Below are 14,993 nucleotides of genomic sequence, written 5' to 3' on the forward strand. Positions count from 1 at the left end.
GGTATTGGCGACTCGATAGGCGGACGCCGATTACCTCCACCGACCGCACCGCCGTCGGCCGCGCCGCCACCCCGCACCGCCGGGCGCCGTCAACGCCCGCCGGGGGCGAGTGTCTGCGCCCAGGCGCGGTCGAGCAGGCCTGAGGCTTCGTGTGCCGCGTCCGCGAGCGAGCGGTGGATGACGTCGCCGTCAGCGGTGACGAGCCGGGTGAGTCCGGGCACCGCTTCGCTGGGCGGGCCGAAGGCGTAGACCGCGTCGAGCACCCGCGCTGGGGCGAGGTCGGCGGCGTCGAGGTCCTCGACGAGGACCGGCTCCCCGTCCCGGCTCACCCGGGTGCGCGACACCAGGGCTCCCGGGCGCTCGCCGTGGCGACCGAGGACGAGCGTCTCCCGCAGGAGCGCGGTGCCCGACCCGACGAGCTCGAGGTCCAGGCGCCGCTCGACCCGCGAGCCCTGGGCCGAGACCCAGGGCAGAGCATCGTGGACCAGCGACGCGTCGTCGCCGACTCCGAGGCGAACCTGCCATCGGGCCTCACCGCCGCGCATGTCGTAGGCGACCGTGCCGGCCGTCTCGACGAGGTGCAGCTGCACCCCGTCGTCGACCCGGACGTCGAGGGCGACGTCGTCGCCGGCGAGCAGCAGCGCTCGCTCGGGCACGAGCGCCAGCCGCAGCCGGGCGCCCGTGGCCCCCAGGGTCACCACGCGCAGCACCCCTCCGCCGCTGCTGACGACCGCCCGGCCCGCCCGCAGCGAGACCTCGACGCGGGTCGCCTCAGTGCGCGTGCGCACTGCCGGCTAGGTCGTGCGCGAGCGGCTCCCCGCCGCCGTGGCCGTGCGCCCCGTCACCGTGGGTGTGCGGCTCCTCGCCGGGGCCGTGGCTGTGCGGCGCCATCGGCCCGGGGTCCTGGGGCGTCAACGTGCCGGCCCGGTAGTCCGCCACCTGCTCCAGCACCCAGGCCCGCAGCCGGGCCACGGACGCGGGGTCGGTGCGGGAGAGCGCGATGACCTCGCCGCCGTCGCGCGCGGCGGTCGCGTCGGCGTGCATCCGGTCGACGTCCACCCCGACGTGCGGCCCGAGGTCGGTCTTGTTGACGACGAGCAGGTCGGCCCGCTCGATGCCGGGACCGCCCTTGCGCGCGACGTCCCCGCCGCCGGCGACGTCGATGACGAAGATCTGCGCCCCGACGAGCGCGGGGGAGAAGGTCGCGGTGAGGTTGTCGCCGCCCGACTCGACGAGCACGAGGTCGAGCGGGCCGTGGTCGGCCTCGAGCGCGTCGCACGCCAGGGCGTTGGCCGTGACGTCGTCGCGGATCGCGGTGTGCGGGCACGCGCCGGTCTCGACGGCCCGTACCCGGGCGGGGTCGAGCACGCCGGCGGCCCGGATCATCCGCGCGTCCTCGTCCGTGTAGATGTCGTTGGTGACGACCCCGATCTCGAGCTCGGCGGCGAGCTCCCGGCAGATCATCATGATCAGCGAGCTCTTGCCGGTGCCGACGGGGCCGGCGATCCCGAGTCGCAGGGCGGGGTGGGTGTGGTCAGGCACGGAAGAGCCTCCTGGTCGCGGTCGTGTGGGTCTCTGCACAGGTCTCGATCGCCGGCGCGCTGCCGGCGGGGATGTCGTCGGGGTCGGTGAGGTGGGCGGTGGCGGCGACGAGCGCCTCACCCGCGGGGAAGGCCGCCAGCGTCCACGCCGCCACCTCGAGCGGGTCGCCGGGCGCGAGCTTCAGCGTCGCCGACGTGATCGTCTGGATCGTGTCGTGCGCGACGACCCGGGCGAGGGCGTCCGGGGCGACGCCGGCGTGCGCCGCGATGACCCCGAGCGCCACCGGCCCGGGGGACGAAGGGGGGATCCCGGCCCCCGGCCACAGGCGTCCGGCGAGGCGGGTGAGGGCTGCCCCGACGATCGCGGCGTCCTCCCGCATGGCGGCGCTCGGCGTCCGGGCCGCCCAGGCGCGCAGCACCGGCCGCAGGTCGTGCCCGGCGAGGGCGAGCGCGCGGGCGACGACCGCGGTGCCCGCGTCGGTGCGGGCGATGGTCTGCAGCTGCAGGTCGATGAAGCCTGGGATGTCGGTCAGCCCCGCGGCCAGCGCCGGCTCGAGCGACCCGGAGCGGGCGTGCCCGCCGATGGGTAGGCGGGCGTCCGCCAGGAGCAGTGCGACGAGGCCTCCCGTCGAGTTGTCGGTCGTCATCGTCGGCTCAGAACATCGAGTACAGGCGCCCGAGGGGCACCGACGCGACGGGGGCAGGCACGACGCGCTCGCCCTCGATGGTGATGGCGAAGGTCTCGGGGTCGACGACGATGTCGGGCAGCGCGTCGTTGTTGACCATCTGCGCTTTGCCGACCGCCCGGGTGTCGGTGACCGCGGCGAGCCGGCGGCGCAGCCCGAGCCGCTCGGCGAGGCCGTCGTCGAGCGCGGCCGGGCTGACGAAGGACACGGCGTGGTCGGCACCGTCCCCGCCGACGAGCGTCGGGCGCATGAGCACCGGCTGCGGCGTGGGGATCGACGCGTTGGCATCCCCGAGCGCCCCGACGACGAGCATCCCCGCCTTGAGCACCACCTGGGGGCGGATCCCGAAGAATCGCGGGTCCCACAGGACGAGGTCGGCGAGCTTGCCCGGCTCGACCGACCCGACCTCGTGGCCGATGCCGTGCGCGATCGCGGGGTTGATCGTGTACTTCGCCACGTAGCGGCGGGCCCGTTCGTTGTCCGCGGGCAGGCTCTCGCCGAGCCGGCCGAAGCGGGCCTTCATCGCGTGCGCGACCTGCCAGGTGCGGCAGACGACCTCGCCGATGCGGCCCATCGCCTGCGCGTCGGACGAGGTGATCGACATGGCCCCGAGGTCGTGGAGCAGGTCCTCGGCGGCGATCGTGCTCTCCCGGATCCGCGACTCGGCGAAGGCGAGGTCCTCCGGCACGCGGGGGTTGAGGTGGTGGCAGACCATGAGCATGTCGAGGTGCTCGGCGACGGTGTTGACCGTGTGCGGGAGCGTGGGGTTCGTCGACCCGGGGATGACGTGCGGCTGCCCCGCGACGGTGATGATGTCGGGCGCGTGCCCGCCGCCGGCGCCCTCGGCGTGGAAGGCGTGGATCGATCGGTCACCGATCGCCTGCAGCGTCGAGTCGACGTAGCCGGCCTCGTTGAGCGAGTCCGAGTGGAGGGCGACCTGCAGCCCGTGCTCGTCCGCGGCGCGCAGCGCTGCGTCGATGGCCGCGGGGGTCGAGCCCCAGTCCTCGTGGACCTTGTAGGCGGCGGCTCCCCCCTTCGCCTGCTCGGTCAGACCGGCGGCGGAGACGGTGTTGCCCTTGCCCATGAGCAGGACGTTGACCGGCAGCGGGTCGAGGGCGCGGTGGACCGCGGCCAGGTGCCACGGGCCGGGGGTGACGGTCGTGGCCTTCGATCCCTCGGAGGGGCCGGTGCCGCCGCCACCGATCGTCGTGATGCCGGTGGCGAGGGCCTCGTGGACCTGGGAGCGGGAGAGCAGGTGGACGTGCACGTCGACGGCGCCGGCGGTGAGGATCCTGCCCTCGCCCGCGATGACGTCGGTCGAGGGCCCGATGACGAGCTGGGGGTGCACGCCGTCGGCGATGTCGGGGTTGCCGGCGCGGCCGATGGCGACGATCCGCCCGTCGCGGATGCCGACGTCGCCGCGCACGACGCCCCAGTGGTCGAGGACGATCGCGTTGGTGATCACGGTGTCGAGCGCGCCCTCGGCGCGGGAGAGGGTCGACTGGGCCATGGACTCGCGGATCGACTTGCCGCCCCCGAAGATGGCTTCCTCCCCGCCGACGGTGCGGTCGTCCTCGACCTCGATCCACAGGTCGGTGTCGCCGAGCCGGACCTGGTCGCCGGTCGTCGGGCCGTAGAGCGCGGCGTAGGCGGCGCGGGACATGCGCGCCATCAGAGCCCGCCCCCGATCTGGATGCCGGGGACGCGACGCCGCCCGCGCAGGGCGACGGCGTCGACCTCGCGGCTCACGCCGGGCTCGAAGCGCTGCGACGTCCCCGACGGGATGTCGAGGCGAAACCCGACGAGCGCCTCTCGGTCGAAGGACAGCGCGGCGTTGACCTGCGGGAGGTGGACGTGCGAGCCGATCTGGACCGGACGGTCGCCGGTGTTGACGATGACGACGCGGCGTCGCTCGTCGTCGGTGCGGTCGCCGTTGAGCACGACGTCGCCGGCGCCGACGCGGATCGCTCCGGGGCCCTCGGTGGTCGGGGTGGCCATGGTGCTCCTCAGCTGATCGGGTGGTGGAGGGTGACGAGCTTGCGCCCGTCGTCAAAGGTCGCCTCGATCTGCACATCGGTGACCATCGCCGGCACCTCGGGCATGACGTCGTCGGCGGTGAGCACGTGGCGGCCGGTCTCCATGAGCTCGGCGACGCCCGCGCCCTCGCGGGCGCGCTCGATGACCCAGGTGCTCAGCAGCGCGACCGCCTCGGGGTGGTTGAGCCGCACCCCGCGGGCCAGGCGGTCGCGGGCGACCATGCCCGCGGTGGCGAGCAGCAGCTTGTCGACGTCGGCGGGGGTCAGGTGCACGTCACACCGCCATGAGCGCGCGGACGTCGGCCCCGGCCTCGGCGCCGCCGGCGCCCTCGCCGACGACCCGGCCGGACTCGAGCACGTAGTAGCGCTCGGCTGTGCGCAGGGCGAAGCCGATGTGCTGCTCGACGAGCAGCACCCCGAGGTCGCCGCGGCCGGTGAGGTCGGTGATGACCCGCTCGATCTCGGCGACGACATTGGGCTGGATGCCCTCCGTCGGCTCGTCGAGGATGAGGAGCGAAGGGCGGGTGAGGAGCGTCCTCGCGATGGACAGCTGCTGGCGCTGGCCTCCCGAGAGCAGTCCCGCCGGGCGCTGGAGCAGCCCGGTGAGCGCGGGGAAGGTGTCGAGCACCTCGTCGATCGCGGCCCGGTCCTTGCCGGCGACGAGCAGCAGGTTGTCCCACGTCGACATGTCGGGGAAGCTCAGCTGCCCCTGCGGGACGTAGCCCAGGCCGCGGCGGACCCGCTCGTTGGGCCGGGAGCCGGTGACGTCCTCGCCGTCGATGAGCACCCGGCCGCCGCTCGTCGGCAGCAGGCCCATCGCGGCCCGCAGGAGGGTCGTCTTGCCGGCGCCGTTGTGCCCCATGACGGCGACGCAGCCGCCGGTGGGGACGGTGAGCGAGACGTCGTGGAGGACGGTCGTGCGGCCGTAGCCGGCGACGACCTCGTCGAGCTGCAGCATCAGGCTGCTCCTTCCGTGGTCTGGCCGAGGTAGACGCGCTGCACCTCGGGGTTGGCCCTGATCATGTCCATCGAGCCGCTGGCGAGGACGCGGCCGGCGTGCAGCACGGTGACGCCGTCGGCGAAGCGGCGCACGAAGTCCATGTCGTGCTCGACGACGACGATCGTGCGCTCGTGCCCGATGCGTCGCAGGAGCTCGCCGGTCTCCTCGCGCTCCTCGGCGCTCATGCCGGCGACCGGCTCGTCGAGGAGCATCACCGAGGCGTCCTGGACGAGGAGCATGCCGATCTCGAGCCACTGCTTCTGCCCGTGACTCAGCACGCCGGCGGGGTGGTCGAGAAGGTGGGTGAGCCCGATGGTCTCCGCGGCCGCGGAGACCTCGGCAGGCACCTCCCGCCGCGCCCGCAGCTGGCTCCACCGCGAGCGGTGGCGCACGCCGGCGATGTCGAGGTTCTGCAGCACGCTCAGCTCCTCGAAGACGGTGGCGGTCTGGAAGGTGCGGCCGACGCCCAGCGCGGCGATGCGGTGCGACGGCTTGCCGAGGAGGTTGACCCCGCCGTGGGTGGCGACGCCCTGGCCCGGGGCGAGGCCGGTGAGGGCGTCGATGATCGTCGTCTTCCCGGCGCCGTTGGGCCCGACGAGGAAGTGGACCTGGCCCTGCAGCAGCGTCAGGTCGACCCCGTCGACGGCGACGAAGTCGCCGAAGGCGACGCGCAGGCCGCGGACCTCGAGGTAGTCGTCGGTGCGGGTGGGGGTGGTGGTCATCGGGCGGGCACCTCGGTCGTGTCGTCGCTGGGTCGGTGTGGTCCGGCGGTGGCCGCGGCGACCCGAGGACCGGGGGCGGTGGCCCCCCTTCGTCGGAGGGCATCGCGACCCCGCATGACGAGGTCGGCGAGACCACCGGGCAGCAGGAGCAGGACGACGACGAAGAGCGCGCCCTGGAAGTAGGTCCACGACCCGGCGAAGCTCTCCGACAGCGTCGTCTCGGCGTAGCCGACGGCGATGGCGCCGAGGGCGGGGCCGAAGAGCGAGGCGCGGCCACCGAGGGCGACCCCGGACAGCAGGCCGATGGAGGCCACGACGCCGACGTCGTCCGGCGAGATGATGCCGACGGTCGGAACGAAGAGCGCCCCGGCGACGCTCGCGAGGACCGCCGCGATGACGTAGGCGACGAGCTTGGTCATCGCGGGGTTCTGCCCGAGGAAGCGGACGCGCTCCTCGCCGTCCCGCGCCGCGACGAGCAGCTCGCCGAAGCGGCTGCGGTTGAGGTGCGCGACGAGCGCCAGGGCGAGGACGAGCACCCCGGCGGTGACGAGGTAGATCATCTGCTTGTTCGCCGGGTCGTGCAGGGAGTAGCCGAAGAAGCCCTGGAAGTTGTTCAGCCCGTTGAGCCCACCCGTCGTCGTGACCTGCCCGACGAGCAGGATGGCGAAGGCCGCCGTGAGCGCCTGCGACAGGATCGCGAAGTACGCCCCACGGATCCGGCGGGTGAAGATCGCCAGGCCGAGCAGGGCCGCGAGCAGCGCCGGCACGAGCACGATCGCGACGAGGGTGAACCCGCCGGAGCGGAAGGGCTCCCACCAGCCGGGCACCTGCCCGTCGGAGTACAGCTGCATGAAGTCCGGGACCCCGCCGGGGCCGGCGTCGGCGAGCTTGAGGTGCATCGCCATCGCGTAGCCGCCGAGGCCGAAGTACAGCCCCTGGCCGAGGACGAGCATCCCGCCCCGGCCCCACGCGAGACCGATGCCGACCGCGGCGATGGCGTAGCAGAGGTACTTCGCGAGCAGGCCGAGGCGGAAGGTGCTGAGCACGGCCGGCGCGACGAGGAGCAGGACGAGCGCGAGGGCGGCGATCCCGATCCACGGGCCCAGCCCGGACCGGCCGGCGTCGCGCTTGCGTGCGGTGGGGGAGGTCATGCGAGGCTCCTCGTCTTCACGGTGAAGATGCCCTGGGGGCGGATCTGGAGGAAGGCGACGATCGCGACGAGGACGAGGACCTTGGCCATCGACCCGCTCGTGAGCGACTCGAGGACGGACTGCCCGAGCCCGACGCCGAGGGCGGCGAGGATCGTGCCCTTGATCTGGCCGATGCCACCGACGACGACGACGAGGAAGGCCTCGACGATGTACGTCGACCCGATCGTCGGCCCGGTCGACCCGAGCAGCGTCAGGGCGACCCCGGCGACCCCGGCGAGCCCGGAGCCGATGAAGAAGGTCGTCTGGTCGATGCGGCGGGTCGAGATGCCGACGCTCTCGGCGAGGTCGCGGTTGGCGACGGTCGCCCGGATGCGCCGGCCGAGGGCGGTGCGGCGCAGCACGAGCCACACCCCGGCGACGCAGACGACCGACAGGACGATGATGAAGAGCCGGGTGATCGGGAACCCGTAGCCGAGGATGTCGACGCTGCCGTCGAGCCACCCCGGCGAGGGCACCTCCTTGGCCGGCGCGCCGAAGATGTCGCGCGCCAGCTGCTGGAGGATGAGCCCGATGCCGAAGGTCACGAGGAGCGTGTCAAGCGGCCGGTGGTACATCCAGCGGATGATCGTGGCCTCGAGCAGCACCCCGAGGAGCCCACCGACGACGAAGCCGAGCGGGAGCGCGACGACCAGGCTCAGGCCGGAGCCGCCGAGGATGCTCGTCGTGACGAAGGCCGTGTAGGCGCCGGCCATGATGAACTCGCCGTGCGCCATGTTGATGACGCCCATCTGGCCGAAGGTGAGCGTCAGGCCGATGGCGATGAGCAGCAGCACGGCGCCCGTGGAGAGCCCCGTGAAGACTTGGGCGACGATGGCGTCCATGCTCAGTCGTTGGCCTTCCACCACGAGTAGTCCTCGAGGTACGGGTCCGGCTCGATCGGCTCCTTGGACGACCACACCGACTCGATGAGCCCGTCGTCGCGGACCTGCCCGATGTGCGCGGTCTTGGCGATGTGGTGGTTGTCGCCGTTGACGGTGACCGTGCCCTCCGGCGCGTCATAGGTGACGCCGTCGGCGGCGGCCTGGACCTTGGGGACGTCGAAGCTGCCGGCCTTCTCCACCATCGCCTTCCACAGGTGGAGCGAGGTGTACGCGGCCTCCATAGGGTCGGAGGTCACTGCCTTGGCGCCGTTGGCCTTCTTGAAGTCGGCGACGAAGGTGCTGTTCTCCTTCGAGCGGAGGGTCTGGTAATAGTTCCACGCCGTGTACTGGCCCTTGAGGTTGGCCACGCCGACGCCCGGCACCTCCTCCTCGGCGATGGAGACGGACAGCACCGGCATCTCCTGGGCGGTGAGGCCCTTGCCCTTGTACTCCTTGAAGAAGGCGACGTTGGAGTCACCGTTGAGCGTGTTGAAGACGGCGTCGGCGTCGGCGGCCTTCACCTTGTCGACGACGCTGCCGAAGCTCGTCGAGCCGAGCGGCTGGTACTGCTCGCCCTTGACCTCGATGCCGTTGGCCGCGGCGTAGGCCTTGATGATCTTGTTGGCCGTGCGGGGGAAGACGTAGTCGGAGCCGACGAGGTAGATGCTCTTGATCTTCTTCTCGTCCTTGAGCCAGTCGAGGGCGGGCACGATCTGCTGGTTGGTCGTGGCGCCGGTGTAGAAGATGTTGTCCGAGCTCTCGAGACCCTCGTACTGCACAGGGTAGAAGAGCAGCGCGTCGTTGCCCTCGAAGACGGGGAGCATCGCCTTGCGCGAGCTGGAGGTCCAGCCGCCGAAGACCGCTGCGACACAGTCCTGCTGGATGAGCTTGGTTGCCTTCTCCGCGAAGACGGTCGGCTCGGAGGCGCCGTCCTCGGACACGACGGATAGCTGCTTGCCGAGGACACCGCCGTCGGCGTTGATCTCGTCGGCGGCCATCTTGAGCGACTTGTTGACGGTCGTCTCGCTGATCGCCATGGTCCCGGAGAGCGAGTTGAGGAAGCCCACCTTGATCTCGTCGCCGCTGGTGTCGACGCAGGAGTCGGCCGCGGCGGCGGTGCCCTCGCCGGTCTTGGCGCCGCAGGCGGCGGTGGCGAGGAGCAGGAGGGCGGTGGAGCTGGCGGCGACGGTGCGTCGCGTGATGGAGCGTGCCACGGGGTGCCTTTCGGTCCGTGCCGCCCGGGGGTCGGGTCGGCGGGGGATCGGCCCACGCGGGCGACGCTGCCCCCGGTCGGCGCCCGCGTGTGGGGCGCCCTCTGCCGAACTCGACGGACTGTGGCCGCGGTGTGTTTCGTCACTGTTTCGCGTCGGTCGCTGAGGCGTTTCATCTCCGGACCACCCCGACGGGGCGCGGGTTCACACCCTTCGACCGTCTGAATCGAGAGCCGCCGGTCTCGGCATCCGGACATGGACGGACCCGCGTCCTCTGCAGGACGCGGGTCCGAGATCGTGACTAAGGGGGGTCAGGCCACCTTCGAGCCCATCCGCTCGCGGGCTCGGTGGCCGCGCCGGGTGACCTCGACGGTGTCGGTGGCGGCGCCCAGTCCGACGTCAGCGCCGTTGCCGTAGAGCGTCTCGATGCCGGCGGCGGGCACGGCAAGGGTCTCGTGCCAGATGCCGACGGCGCCGGGCTGCTTGCGGCCGACGGCGTTGTAGGCCTTCCAGGCCGGCAGGTGCCGCGCGTCGGGGTTGGCGGCGTAGTCGTAGAGGTGCTCGGTGCTGCACCAGTACTGCACGACCTAGGGTCCCTTGCGGCCCATGAGGGTCGTCGCGCCGAGGAAGCCGAGGTCCTCGCCCTCGCCCCGCTCGGCGGCTCGTCGAGAATGCTCGAACTCGGAGATTATCCGCGGCATCGCGACGAAGACCGGCCACCACAGGTCGACGCGGTGCGGCTTGGCGATGGTCATGCCGATGTTGAAGACGACGACGTCGTCCTCGAGGGCGTGCGTGCGGTGCTCCATGATTCGACTCCTTGATGGGACCCGGTGATCGACGACCTCGACGAGGCCTGGGTCGCCTGCGACGCCGCGGGGCTCGGGGTCGACGAGACCCGCATGAGCGCCTACGCGGAAGGGGTCCTGCGCGTGGCCCGGGTCGACGTCGACTCCGTCCCGCAGGACCCCGCCGGTGCGGTGCGGCAGGTGGTGCTCGGGACCGTCCTCGTCGACCGGGTGCTCGCCCTCCTTCGCCGGCTGGCCCAGCAGCACCTCAGCGTGAGTGAGCAGGGCTGACCGGGACCCCGCGCCCCGCCGCTTTGGGGATTGGCCGGGTCATGGGGCACAATGAGACGGCTCGTGCGCCGGAAGGCGCTGGGCACACTCTTTGCGCGAGTGGCGGAACGGCAGACGCGCTGGCTTCAGGTGCCAGTGTCCGAAAGGGCGTGGGGGTTCAAATCCCCCCTCGCGCACAGATCCGAAGGGCGTCGCACCAGCTGGTGCGACGCCCTTCGTCGTGCTCGGGCGGGGATGCTCCTATGGATGTCAAGCGGCCATGGTGAGCGTCTGGTTGTCGGTTGCTGTCTTGGTGATGACGTAGAACATTTCTCGGGCGATGAGGCGTTTGAGGCAGCGGATGACGTCCTCTTGGACAGTCCTTCGGCAGTGCGCATGTAGGCCTGGGTGCGCGGGTCCCAGCGCAGGCGGCAGAGAACGATCCGGTACAGCGCAGCGTTTGCTTGCCGGTCGCCGCCGCGGTTGAGGCGGTGGCGGTGGGTCTTGCCGGACGAGGCGGGGATCGGCGCGACGCCGCACAGCATCGTGATGGGTGCCTGCTGGCACAGGCTCCTATGAGGTCACACATCCTCGTCCGGTGAGTGCACACGAGTCCCGCAGCGGAACGACCGACAGATCCCGATGAAGACCCGAAGTCAGTCAGGCGCCGAGTCAGGACGACCGCTGCGGGACTCGCCTACACCATCATCACTGTCAGGCGCCGACGACCTCGCCGTTGCGCGGGAGCCGACCGCCGAAGGTCATCGGCACCGCCTGCGCCGCTTCGACGGGCAGCCGGTCGATCGCCTGCACGTGCACGTGCGGCTCGGTGCTGTTGCCCGAGTTGCCGCAGCGGGCCACGTGCTGGCCGGTGACCACCGGTTCGCCGACCGCCACCGCCACGCTGTCGCGCTGGAGGTGGCACATGACGACCACGCCGCCGTCGCAGCGGATCATCACGTGGTTGCCGGCGAGGGCGGGCCAGCCGGCGGCCGCCCGCCGGCCCTGGGTCAGGGCATAACCGAGCGACGGCAGCCCCCGGTATGCCGCGTGGTCGGGCTCGCCGTCGTGGTCAGCGACGACCTCGCCGGCCACGGGCGCGACGATCGCCCGGCCGAAGCCCGGGAAGTCCTCCGGCGCCTGCGGCCGCAGCAGGCTCGCCCACGTGATCGGCGCGGTCCGTTGGTCCCTGCCCACGGGGACGAAGTCGATGGCGTTGGCCGACGCGAAGCGGGTCGTGCCGTGGCTCGGCACCCGGTCGGCCGGGCTGTTGCGCACGATCCACTCCCCGGCGAAGGGGAGGGCGAGCTCGATCGACATCGTGACCGGCTCCCTTCGCGTCGTGTCGTGTCGGAGCACCCCCCCGTGCTCGCCTAGGGTCCCAGCATGAGCGCACCTCCAACCGCACCGCGACCGTCCTCGGGGGCGCGCGGTGCCGTGCCCTACCTGCTCATCGGGCTCGGCGCGCTTCTGGGGTGCTGCGGTCTGGGGGTCGTCGCCTACGGCGGGCTCGGCGCCGTCATGGTCGACCAGGCGAGCGAGGACCCGTGGGTCGTGTGGTCGCTCGTCCTCGGTCTCGCCGCCAGCGTGATCGCCCTCGTGGCTCTCGTCATCGGCATCGTGATGCTCCTGCGGCGCCCCCGCGGCTGATGAGGGTCAGGACGCGAGGCTCAGCCGCTGCGGCCGAGCAGCGCCTGCAGCGCCGCGTGCGCGCCGGTCCCGTCACGCACCTCGGAGAAGGCGCTCTGCGACGCCAGCAGGTCGTCGGCATCCGGGTGCTGCGAGCGCCCGAGGACGAAGGTCGTCGTCCCGTCCTGCCCGGGCCTGACCTGCATGGTCGCCACGTGCTGCGGCAGGAAGGTGTTGACGACGAGGGCGCCGCTGCCGTCGCGCTGGGCGATGAGCGCGCGTCGGTCGGTGACGGCGCGGACCGCGACGAAGGCGGGCTGCCTGTCGCCGGTCGGGTGTGGGTTCGTCGCTGCCTGGTGGGCGCGACGCATCATGGCGGACCGCCGCAGCAGGCCGGTGAGCACGACGAGCCCGAAGAGGACGACGACGCCGACCGCGACCAGGCCCGCGGTCCTGCTGATCGACCCGACGACGCTCCACATGCCATAGGAGCAGAAGCCGAAGACGATGACGAGGAAGGCCACCGATCCCAGCATCAGCTGGCTGCTCCACCGGTCGACGAGCACCCGCAGCCGGCCCGCCTCCCGCCAGGTCACCCGCTCGCCGGGGTGGACGACCTCGGCGAGCAGCTGCTCGTGGTGCGGTCCCATGGGTGATGGGGAGAGCGTGACGGGCGAAGGGGAGGTCGCACCCTTCGCCTCGACGATCGCCCGCTCGGCCTCTCGTGACTCGTCGGCGGTGAGGTCGAGGAAGCCGACCGGACGGTGGCCGGACATGTCCGACCCGCGCGATCTCTGCGTCGTGAGCACGCGCCAGTAGAGCTGCGCGGGACCACGGCTCGGCACCCGGCGGGTCAGCTGAGGCAGGTCGGCGAGCGCCACCTCCTCGGCGACGCGCGCCCGCCCGTCGGGCCGGTCGACCTCCACCGCACGCCGGTCGGTGACGACGGAGGCGACCGGCGGGGTGCCGAGCACGGCGCGACGCACCGGCCGGACGAGCACCACCGCGAGGACGATCCCGACGACGGCGCCGCCCACCCCGTAGGTCGAGGCTGCGGCCACCGGGTCCGGCGAGCCGGCGTCCGGCCCCGCCGCCACGAAGGCCATCGTCACCATGCCGCCCACGAGGGCGCCCACGATGCCGAGGAAGACCACGGCACCGAAGAGGTCAGCGGCACGGGGCGCGCGTCGCCCGCGCTGCGCCAGCCACAGCACCCGCTCGTCGTCGGCCAGGCCCGCTATGCGCACCCCGGACCCCCTGCTGCCGTCCCCTGCGGTCATGTTCTCGACCGTAACGGGCGAAGGGGGGCGCCGCGCCCGGCGCGCAGGCCCCGCCTCAGACCGCGACGCCCACGGCGGTGAGCAGCTCCCGCAGTGCCGCGCCGATCTCCCGCTGCTGGCCGATCTCACGACCGACGATCGACTGGACCCCACCCTGGTAGGTCCCGTCGACCTTGCCCGGGGCGCCGACGTAGAGCGTGCGCCCGGCCATGAGCGACTGGCTGGCCGGATGTCCCTCGACGGCCGGACGCGAGGCGGCGAGCTCGGCGAGCTGCTGCTCGCTGAAGGGTGCGCCCGAGGCGCTGCCGACCCCGGCGAGGACGTGCTTGCCGCCGTCGACCTCGAGGGTGACGTGACCGACGGTCTTGCTCGCCTTGGCGCGGATCGCCTGAGCCGGCGCGTCGAAGAAGACGCCGCCCTGGCCGACGAGCCACACCCGGCCCGGGAGGACGCCGAGGATCGTCGGCTCGGACTTCGAGGTCATCATCCGCGGGTAGCGGTAGATGCCCATGAGGATCGGTGGCACCGGTGTCTGCTCCATGCTCCACCTTTATCGCGCCGACCGCGGGCGCGCTACCGGGGGTCAGCCGCGCACGGGCCGGTAGGTCATGTGCGTGACGAGCGGCGTGGCCCGGACCGAGACCCGCTCGAGGGTCTGCGGCGGCACCCCGTCGAAGATCCGTTCGCCGGCCCCGAGGATGCTCGACGTGACGTGCAGCCGCAGCTCGTCGAGCAGGCCGGCGGCGAGGAACTGGTTGACCGTGCTCGCCCCTCCGGCGACGGAGATGTTGCGCTCGCCGGCCGCGGCCCGGGCGCGCTCCAGCGCGGCCTCGATGCCTTCGGTGACGAAGTGGAAGGTCGTGCCGCCCTGCATCTCGATCGGCTCGTGGGCGAAGTGCGTCAGCACGAAGACCGGCCCGTGGTACGGCGGCTCGTCGCCCCACCACCCCCGCCAGTCACAGTCCCACTCGCCGCGGACCGGGCCGAACATGTTGCGGCCCATGATCGTCGCGCCCGAATCGACGATCGCGTCGACCTCCGCCCGGTTGTCCTCGTAACCCTCGAACATCCAGGCGTGGAGCGCGCCCTCCTCGATCTCGCCCATGGGCGAGGCCTCGCTCTGCCGCGGCCCCGCGGCGAAGCCGTCGGCGGAGACGGCGATGTCGGAGTACACGATGCCCACGGCGGGGCCCCTTCGTCAGATGAACTCGAGCGGGTCGAACTCGTCGATCTCGATGACCCGCACCCGCGGCAGCCGGCTCTTGAAGGCCGACACGTCGTACTCGAGGTCGAAGAACTCCACGCCGTCGACCTGCCGCAGGCCGTTGGCCATGAACTCGCCGAAGCCGACGACGCCGAGCCGCCGCCCTTCGTCCTGGGCCAGCGCCTCCATCTGCGGGGTGAAGTCGTTGTCGTGGCTGACGAGCATGACGTCGGCGTCACGCTCGAGGAGGGCCTCGGCGGTGCGCTGGATCGCGATGTCGACGACCTTGCCCTCGCCGCGCAGCGGCACCGGCCGGTAGCCCATGGCGAGCAGCGCCTGCACGAAGGAGGCCGGCAGCTCACCCGCGACGGCGAGGAAGAAGAGCCCCTTGACCGGCTGGTCCCACACCGCCTCGGTGTAGTCGAGCAGCGTGTTCCACCGCGGACGCTCCTGCGGCTCGGGCCGGCGCCCGAGGACGGAGACCCCGAGCGTGGCGTCGATGTTTTCCCCGTCGACGAGGAGGTAGGTGGTGCGATCGGCCATGATCGGACCCTA

At 72.3% G+C, this 14,993-nt stretch carries 18 protein-coding genes, 1 tRNA gene and 2 pseudogenes; 3 read left to right on the top strand and 18 right to left on the bottom strand.

Translation table 11 applies throughout. The annotated features are described in order from the left end of the window. Window positions 1-89 precede the first annotated feature (89 nt). The 12 genes and pseudogenes from ACQBJO_RS00265 to ACQBJO_RS00320 all read right to left on the bottom strand — a co-directional run bounded on the left by ACQBJO_RS00265 (window position 90) and on the right by ACQBJO_RS00320 (window position 10,076). The gene (locus tag ACQBJO_RS00265; RefSeq protein WP_421007729.1) at window positions 90-788 is read right to left on the bottom strand and encodes an urease accessory protein UreD; all 699 of its coding nucleotides are present in this window, start codon (window positions 786-788) and stop codon (window positions 90-92) included. Continuing rightward, the gene (gene ureG, locus ACQBJO_RS00270) at window positions 772-1,542 is read right to left on the bottom strand and encodes an urease accessory protein UreG (RefSeq protein ID WP_421007730.1); all 771 of its coding nucleotides are present in this window, start codon (window positions 1,540-1,542) and stop codon (window positions 772-774) included. Before ureG ends, ACQBJO_RS00265 begins: the two co-directional genes overlap by 17 nt. After that, entirely contained in the window at window positions 1,535-2,188 is a 654-nt protein-coding gene (locus ACQBJO_RS00275; RefSeq protein WP_255184894.1) for an urease accessory protein UreF, read from the bottom strand. The genes ureG and ACQBJO_RS00275 overlap by 8 nt, the downstream gene beginning before the upstream one ends. 7 nt (window positions 2,189-2,195) lie before the next feature. Continuing rightward, complete coding sequence (locus tag ACQBJO_RS00280) at window positions 2,196-3,899, bottom strand: urease subunit alpha (protein ID WP_421007731.1); 1,704 nt, start codon at window positions 3,897-3,899, stop codon at window positions 2,196-2,198. Beyond that, entirely contained in the window at window positions 3,899-4,225 is a 327-nt protein-coding gene (ureB, locus tag ACQBJO_RS00285; protein WP_255184896.1) for an urease subunit beta, read from the bottom strand. Before ureB ends, ACQBJO_RS00280 begins: the two co-directional genes overlap by 1 nt. A gap of 8 nt (window positions 4,226-4,233) precedes the next feature. After that, a complete protein-coding gene (locus ACQBJO_RS00290; RefSeq protein ID WP_421007732.1) occupies window positions 4,234-4,536 on the bottom strand; it encodes an urease subunit gamma in 303 nt (100 codons plus the stop codon). Window position 4,537: 1 nt separating this feature from the next. After that, complete coding sequence (locus tag ACQBJO_RS00295; protein ID WP_255184898.1) at window positions 4,538-5,221, bottom strand: ATP-binding cassette domain-containing protein; 684 nt, start codon at window positions 5,219-5,221, stop codon at window positions 4,538-4,540. Beyond that, a complete protein-coding gene (locus tag ACQBJO_RS00300) occupies window positions 5,221-5,985 on the bottom strand; it encodes an ABC transporter ATP-binding protein (RefSeq protein WP_421007733.1) in 765 nt (254 codons plus the stop codon). The genes ACQBJO_RS00295 and ACQBJO_RS00300 overlap by 1 nt, the downstream gene beginning before the upstream one ends. Continuing rightward, on the bottom strand, window positions 5,982-7,136 hold the full coding sequence (gene urtC / locus ACQBJO_RS00305; RefSeq protein WP_421007734.1) for an urea ABC transporter permease subunit UrtC: 1,155 nt from the start codon (window positions 7,134-7,136) through the stop codon (window positions 5,982-5,984). Before urtC ends, ACQBJO_RS00300 begins: the two co-directional genes overlap by 4 nt. Continuing rightward, window positions 7,133-8,017, bottom strand: a complete 885-nt coding sequence (gene urtB, locus ACQBJO_RS00310; protein ID WP_255184901.1) for an urea ABC transporter permease subunit UrtB — start codon at window positions 8,015-8,017, stop codon at window positions 7,133-7,135. The genes urtC and urtB overlap by 4 nt, the downstream gene beginning before the upstream one ends. 2 nt (window positions 8,018-8,019) lie before the next feature. Then, the gene (gene urtA / locus ACQBJO_RS00315) at window positions 8,020-9,270 is read right to left on the bottom strand and encodes an urea ABC transporter substrate-binding protein (RefSeq protein ID WP_255184902.1); all 1,251 of its coding nucleotides are present in this window, start codon (window positions 9,268-9,270) and stop codon (window positions 8,020-8,022) included. 308 nt (window positions 9,271-9,578) lie between these two features. Continuing rightward, a pseudogene (locus tag ACQBJO_RS00320) lies at window positions 9,579-10,076 on the bottom strand (monooxygenase family protein). A gap of 24 nt (window positions 10,077-10,100) precedes the next feature. Here ACQBJO_RS00320 and ACQBJO_RS00325 point away from each other — a divergent pair. Further along, window positions 10,101-10,346, top strand: coding sequence for a hypothetical protein (locus ACQBJO_RS00325; RefSeq protein WP_421007735.1), 246 nt, complete (start codon window positions 10,101-10,103; stop codon window positions 10,344-10,346). A gap of 93 nt (window positions 10,347-10,439) precedes the next feature. Continuing rightward, window positions 10,440-10,522: transfer RNA gene (locus ACQBJO_RS00330), tRNA-Leu, on the top strand. 73 nt (window positions 10,523-10,595) lie between these two features. On the opposite strand, the pseudogene ACQBJO_RS00335 reads toward ACQBJO_RS00330, so the two are convergent. Beyond that, window positions 10,596-10,873, bottom strand: a pseudogene (locus tag ACQBJO_RS00335) (transposase); the annotation flags it as partial. Between the two features lie 166 nt (window positions 10,874-11,039). Then, on the bottom strand, window positions 11,040-11,684 hold the full coding sequence (locus tag ACQBJO_RS00340) for a M23 family metallopeptidase (RefSeq protein ID WP_421007736.1): 645 nt from the start codon (window positions 11,682-11,684) through the stop codon (window positions 11,040-11,042). A gap of 27 nt (window positions 11,685-11,711) precedes the next feature. Here ACQBJO_RS00340 and ACQBJO_RS00345 point away from each other — a divergent pair, with 27 nt between their 5' ends. Further along, window positions 11,712-11,975, top strand: a complete 264-nt coding sequence (locus ACQBJO_RS00345; protein WP_421007737.1) for a hypothetical protein — start codon at window positions 11,712-11,714, stop codon at window positions 11,973-11,975. A 20-nt stretch (window positions 11,976-11,995) separates the two neighbouring features. Here the strand turns inward: ACQBJO_RS00345 and ACQBJO_RS00350 are convergent, their stop codons facing one another. From ACQBJO_RS00350 to ACQBJO_RS00365, 4 genes are read right to left on the bottom strand one after another with little or no spacing between them, the layout of a single operon-like run. Further along, a complete protein-coding gene (locus tag ACQBJO_RS00350) occupies window positions 11,996-13,234 on the bottom strand; it encodes a hypothetical protein (RefSeq protein ID WP_421007738.1) in 1,239 nt (412 codons plus the stop codon). 55 nt (window positions 13,235-13,289) lie between these two features. Further along, complete coding sequence (locus ACQBJO_RS00355; protein WP_421007739.1) at window positions 13,290-13,775, bottom strand: hypothetical protein; 486 nt, start codon at window positions 13,773-13,775, stop codon at window positions 13,290-13,292. 42 nt (window positions 13,776-13,817) lie between these two features. Continuing rightward, entirely contained in the window at window positions 13,818-14,417 is a 600-nt protein-coding gene (locus tag ACQBJO_RS00360) for a dihydrofolate reductase family protein (RefSeq protein ID WP_421007740.1), read from the bottom strand. A 15-nt stretch (window positions 14,418-14,432) separates the two neighbouring features. Further along, complete coding sequence (locus ACQBJO_RS00365) at window positions 14,433-14,981, bottom strand: NYN domain-containing protein (protein WP_255184911.1); 549 nt, start codon at window positions 14,979-14,981, stop codon at window positions 14,433-14,435. Window positions 14,982-14,993: the final 12 nt, after the last annotated feature.

This window comes from Janibacter zhangyanbonis, from assembly GCF_050507325.1.
GTDB lineage: Bacteria > Actinomycetota > Actinomycetes > Actinomycetales > Dermatophilaceae > Janibacter.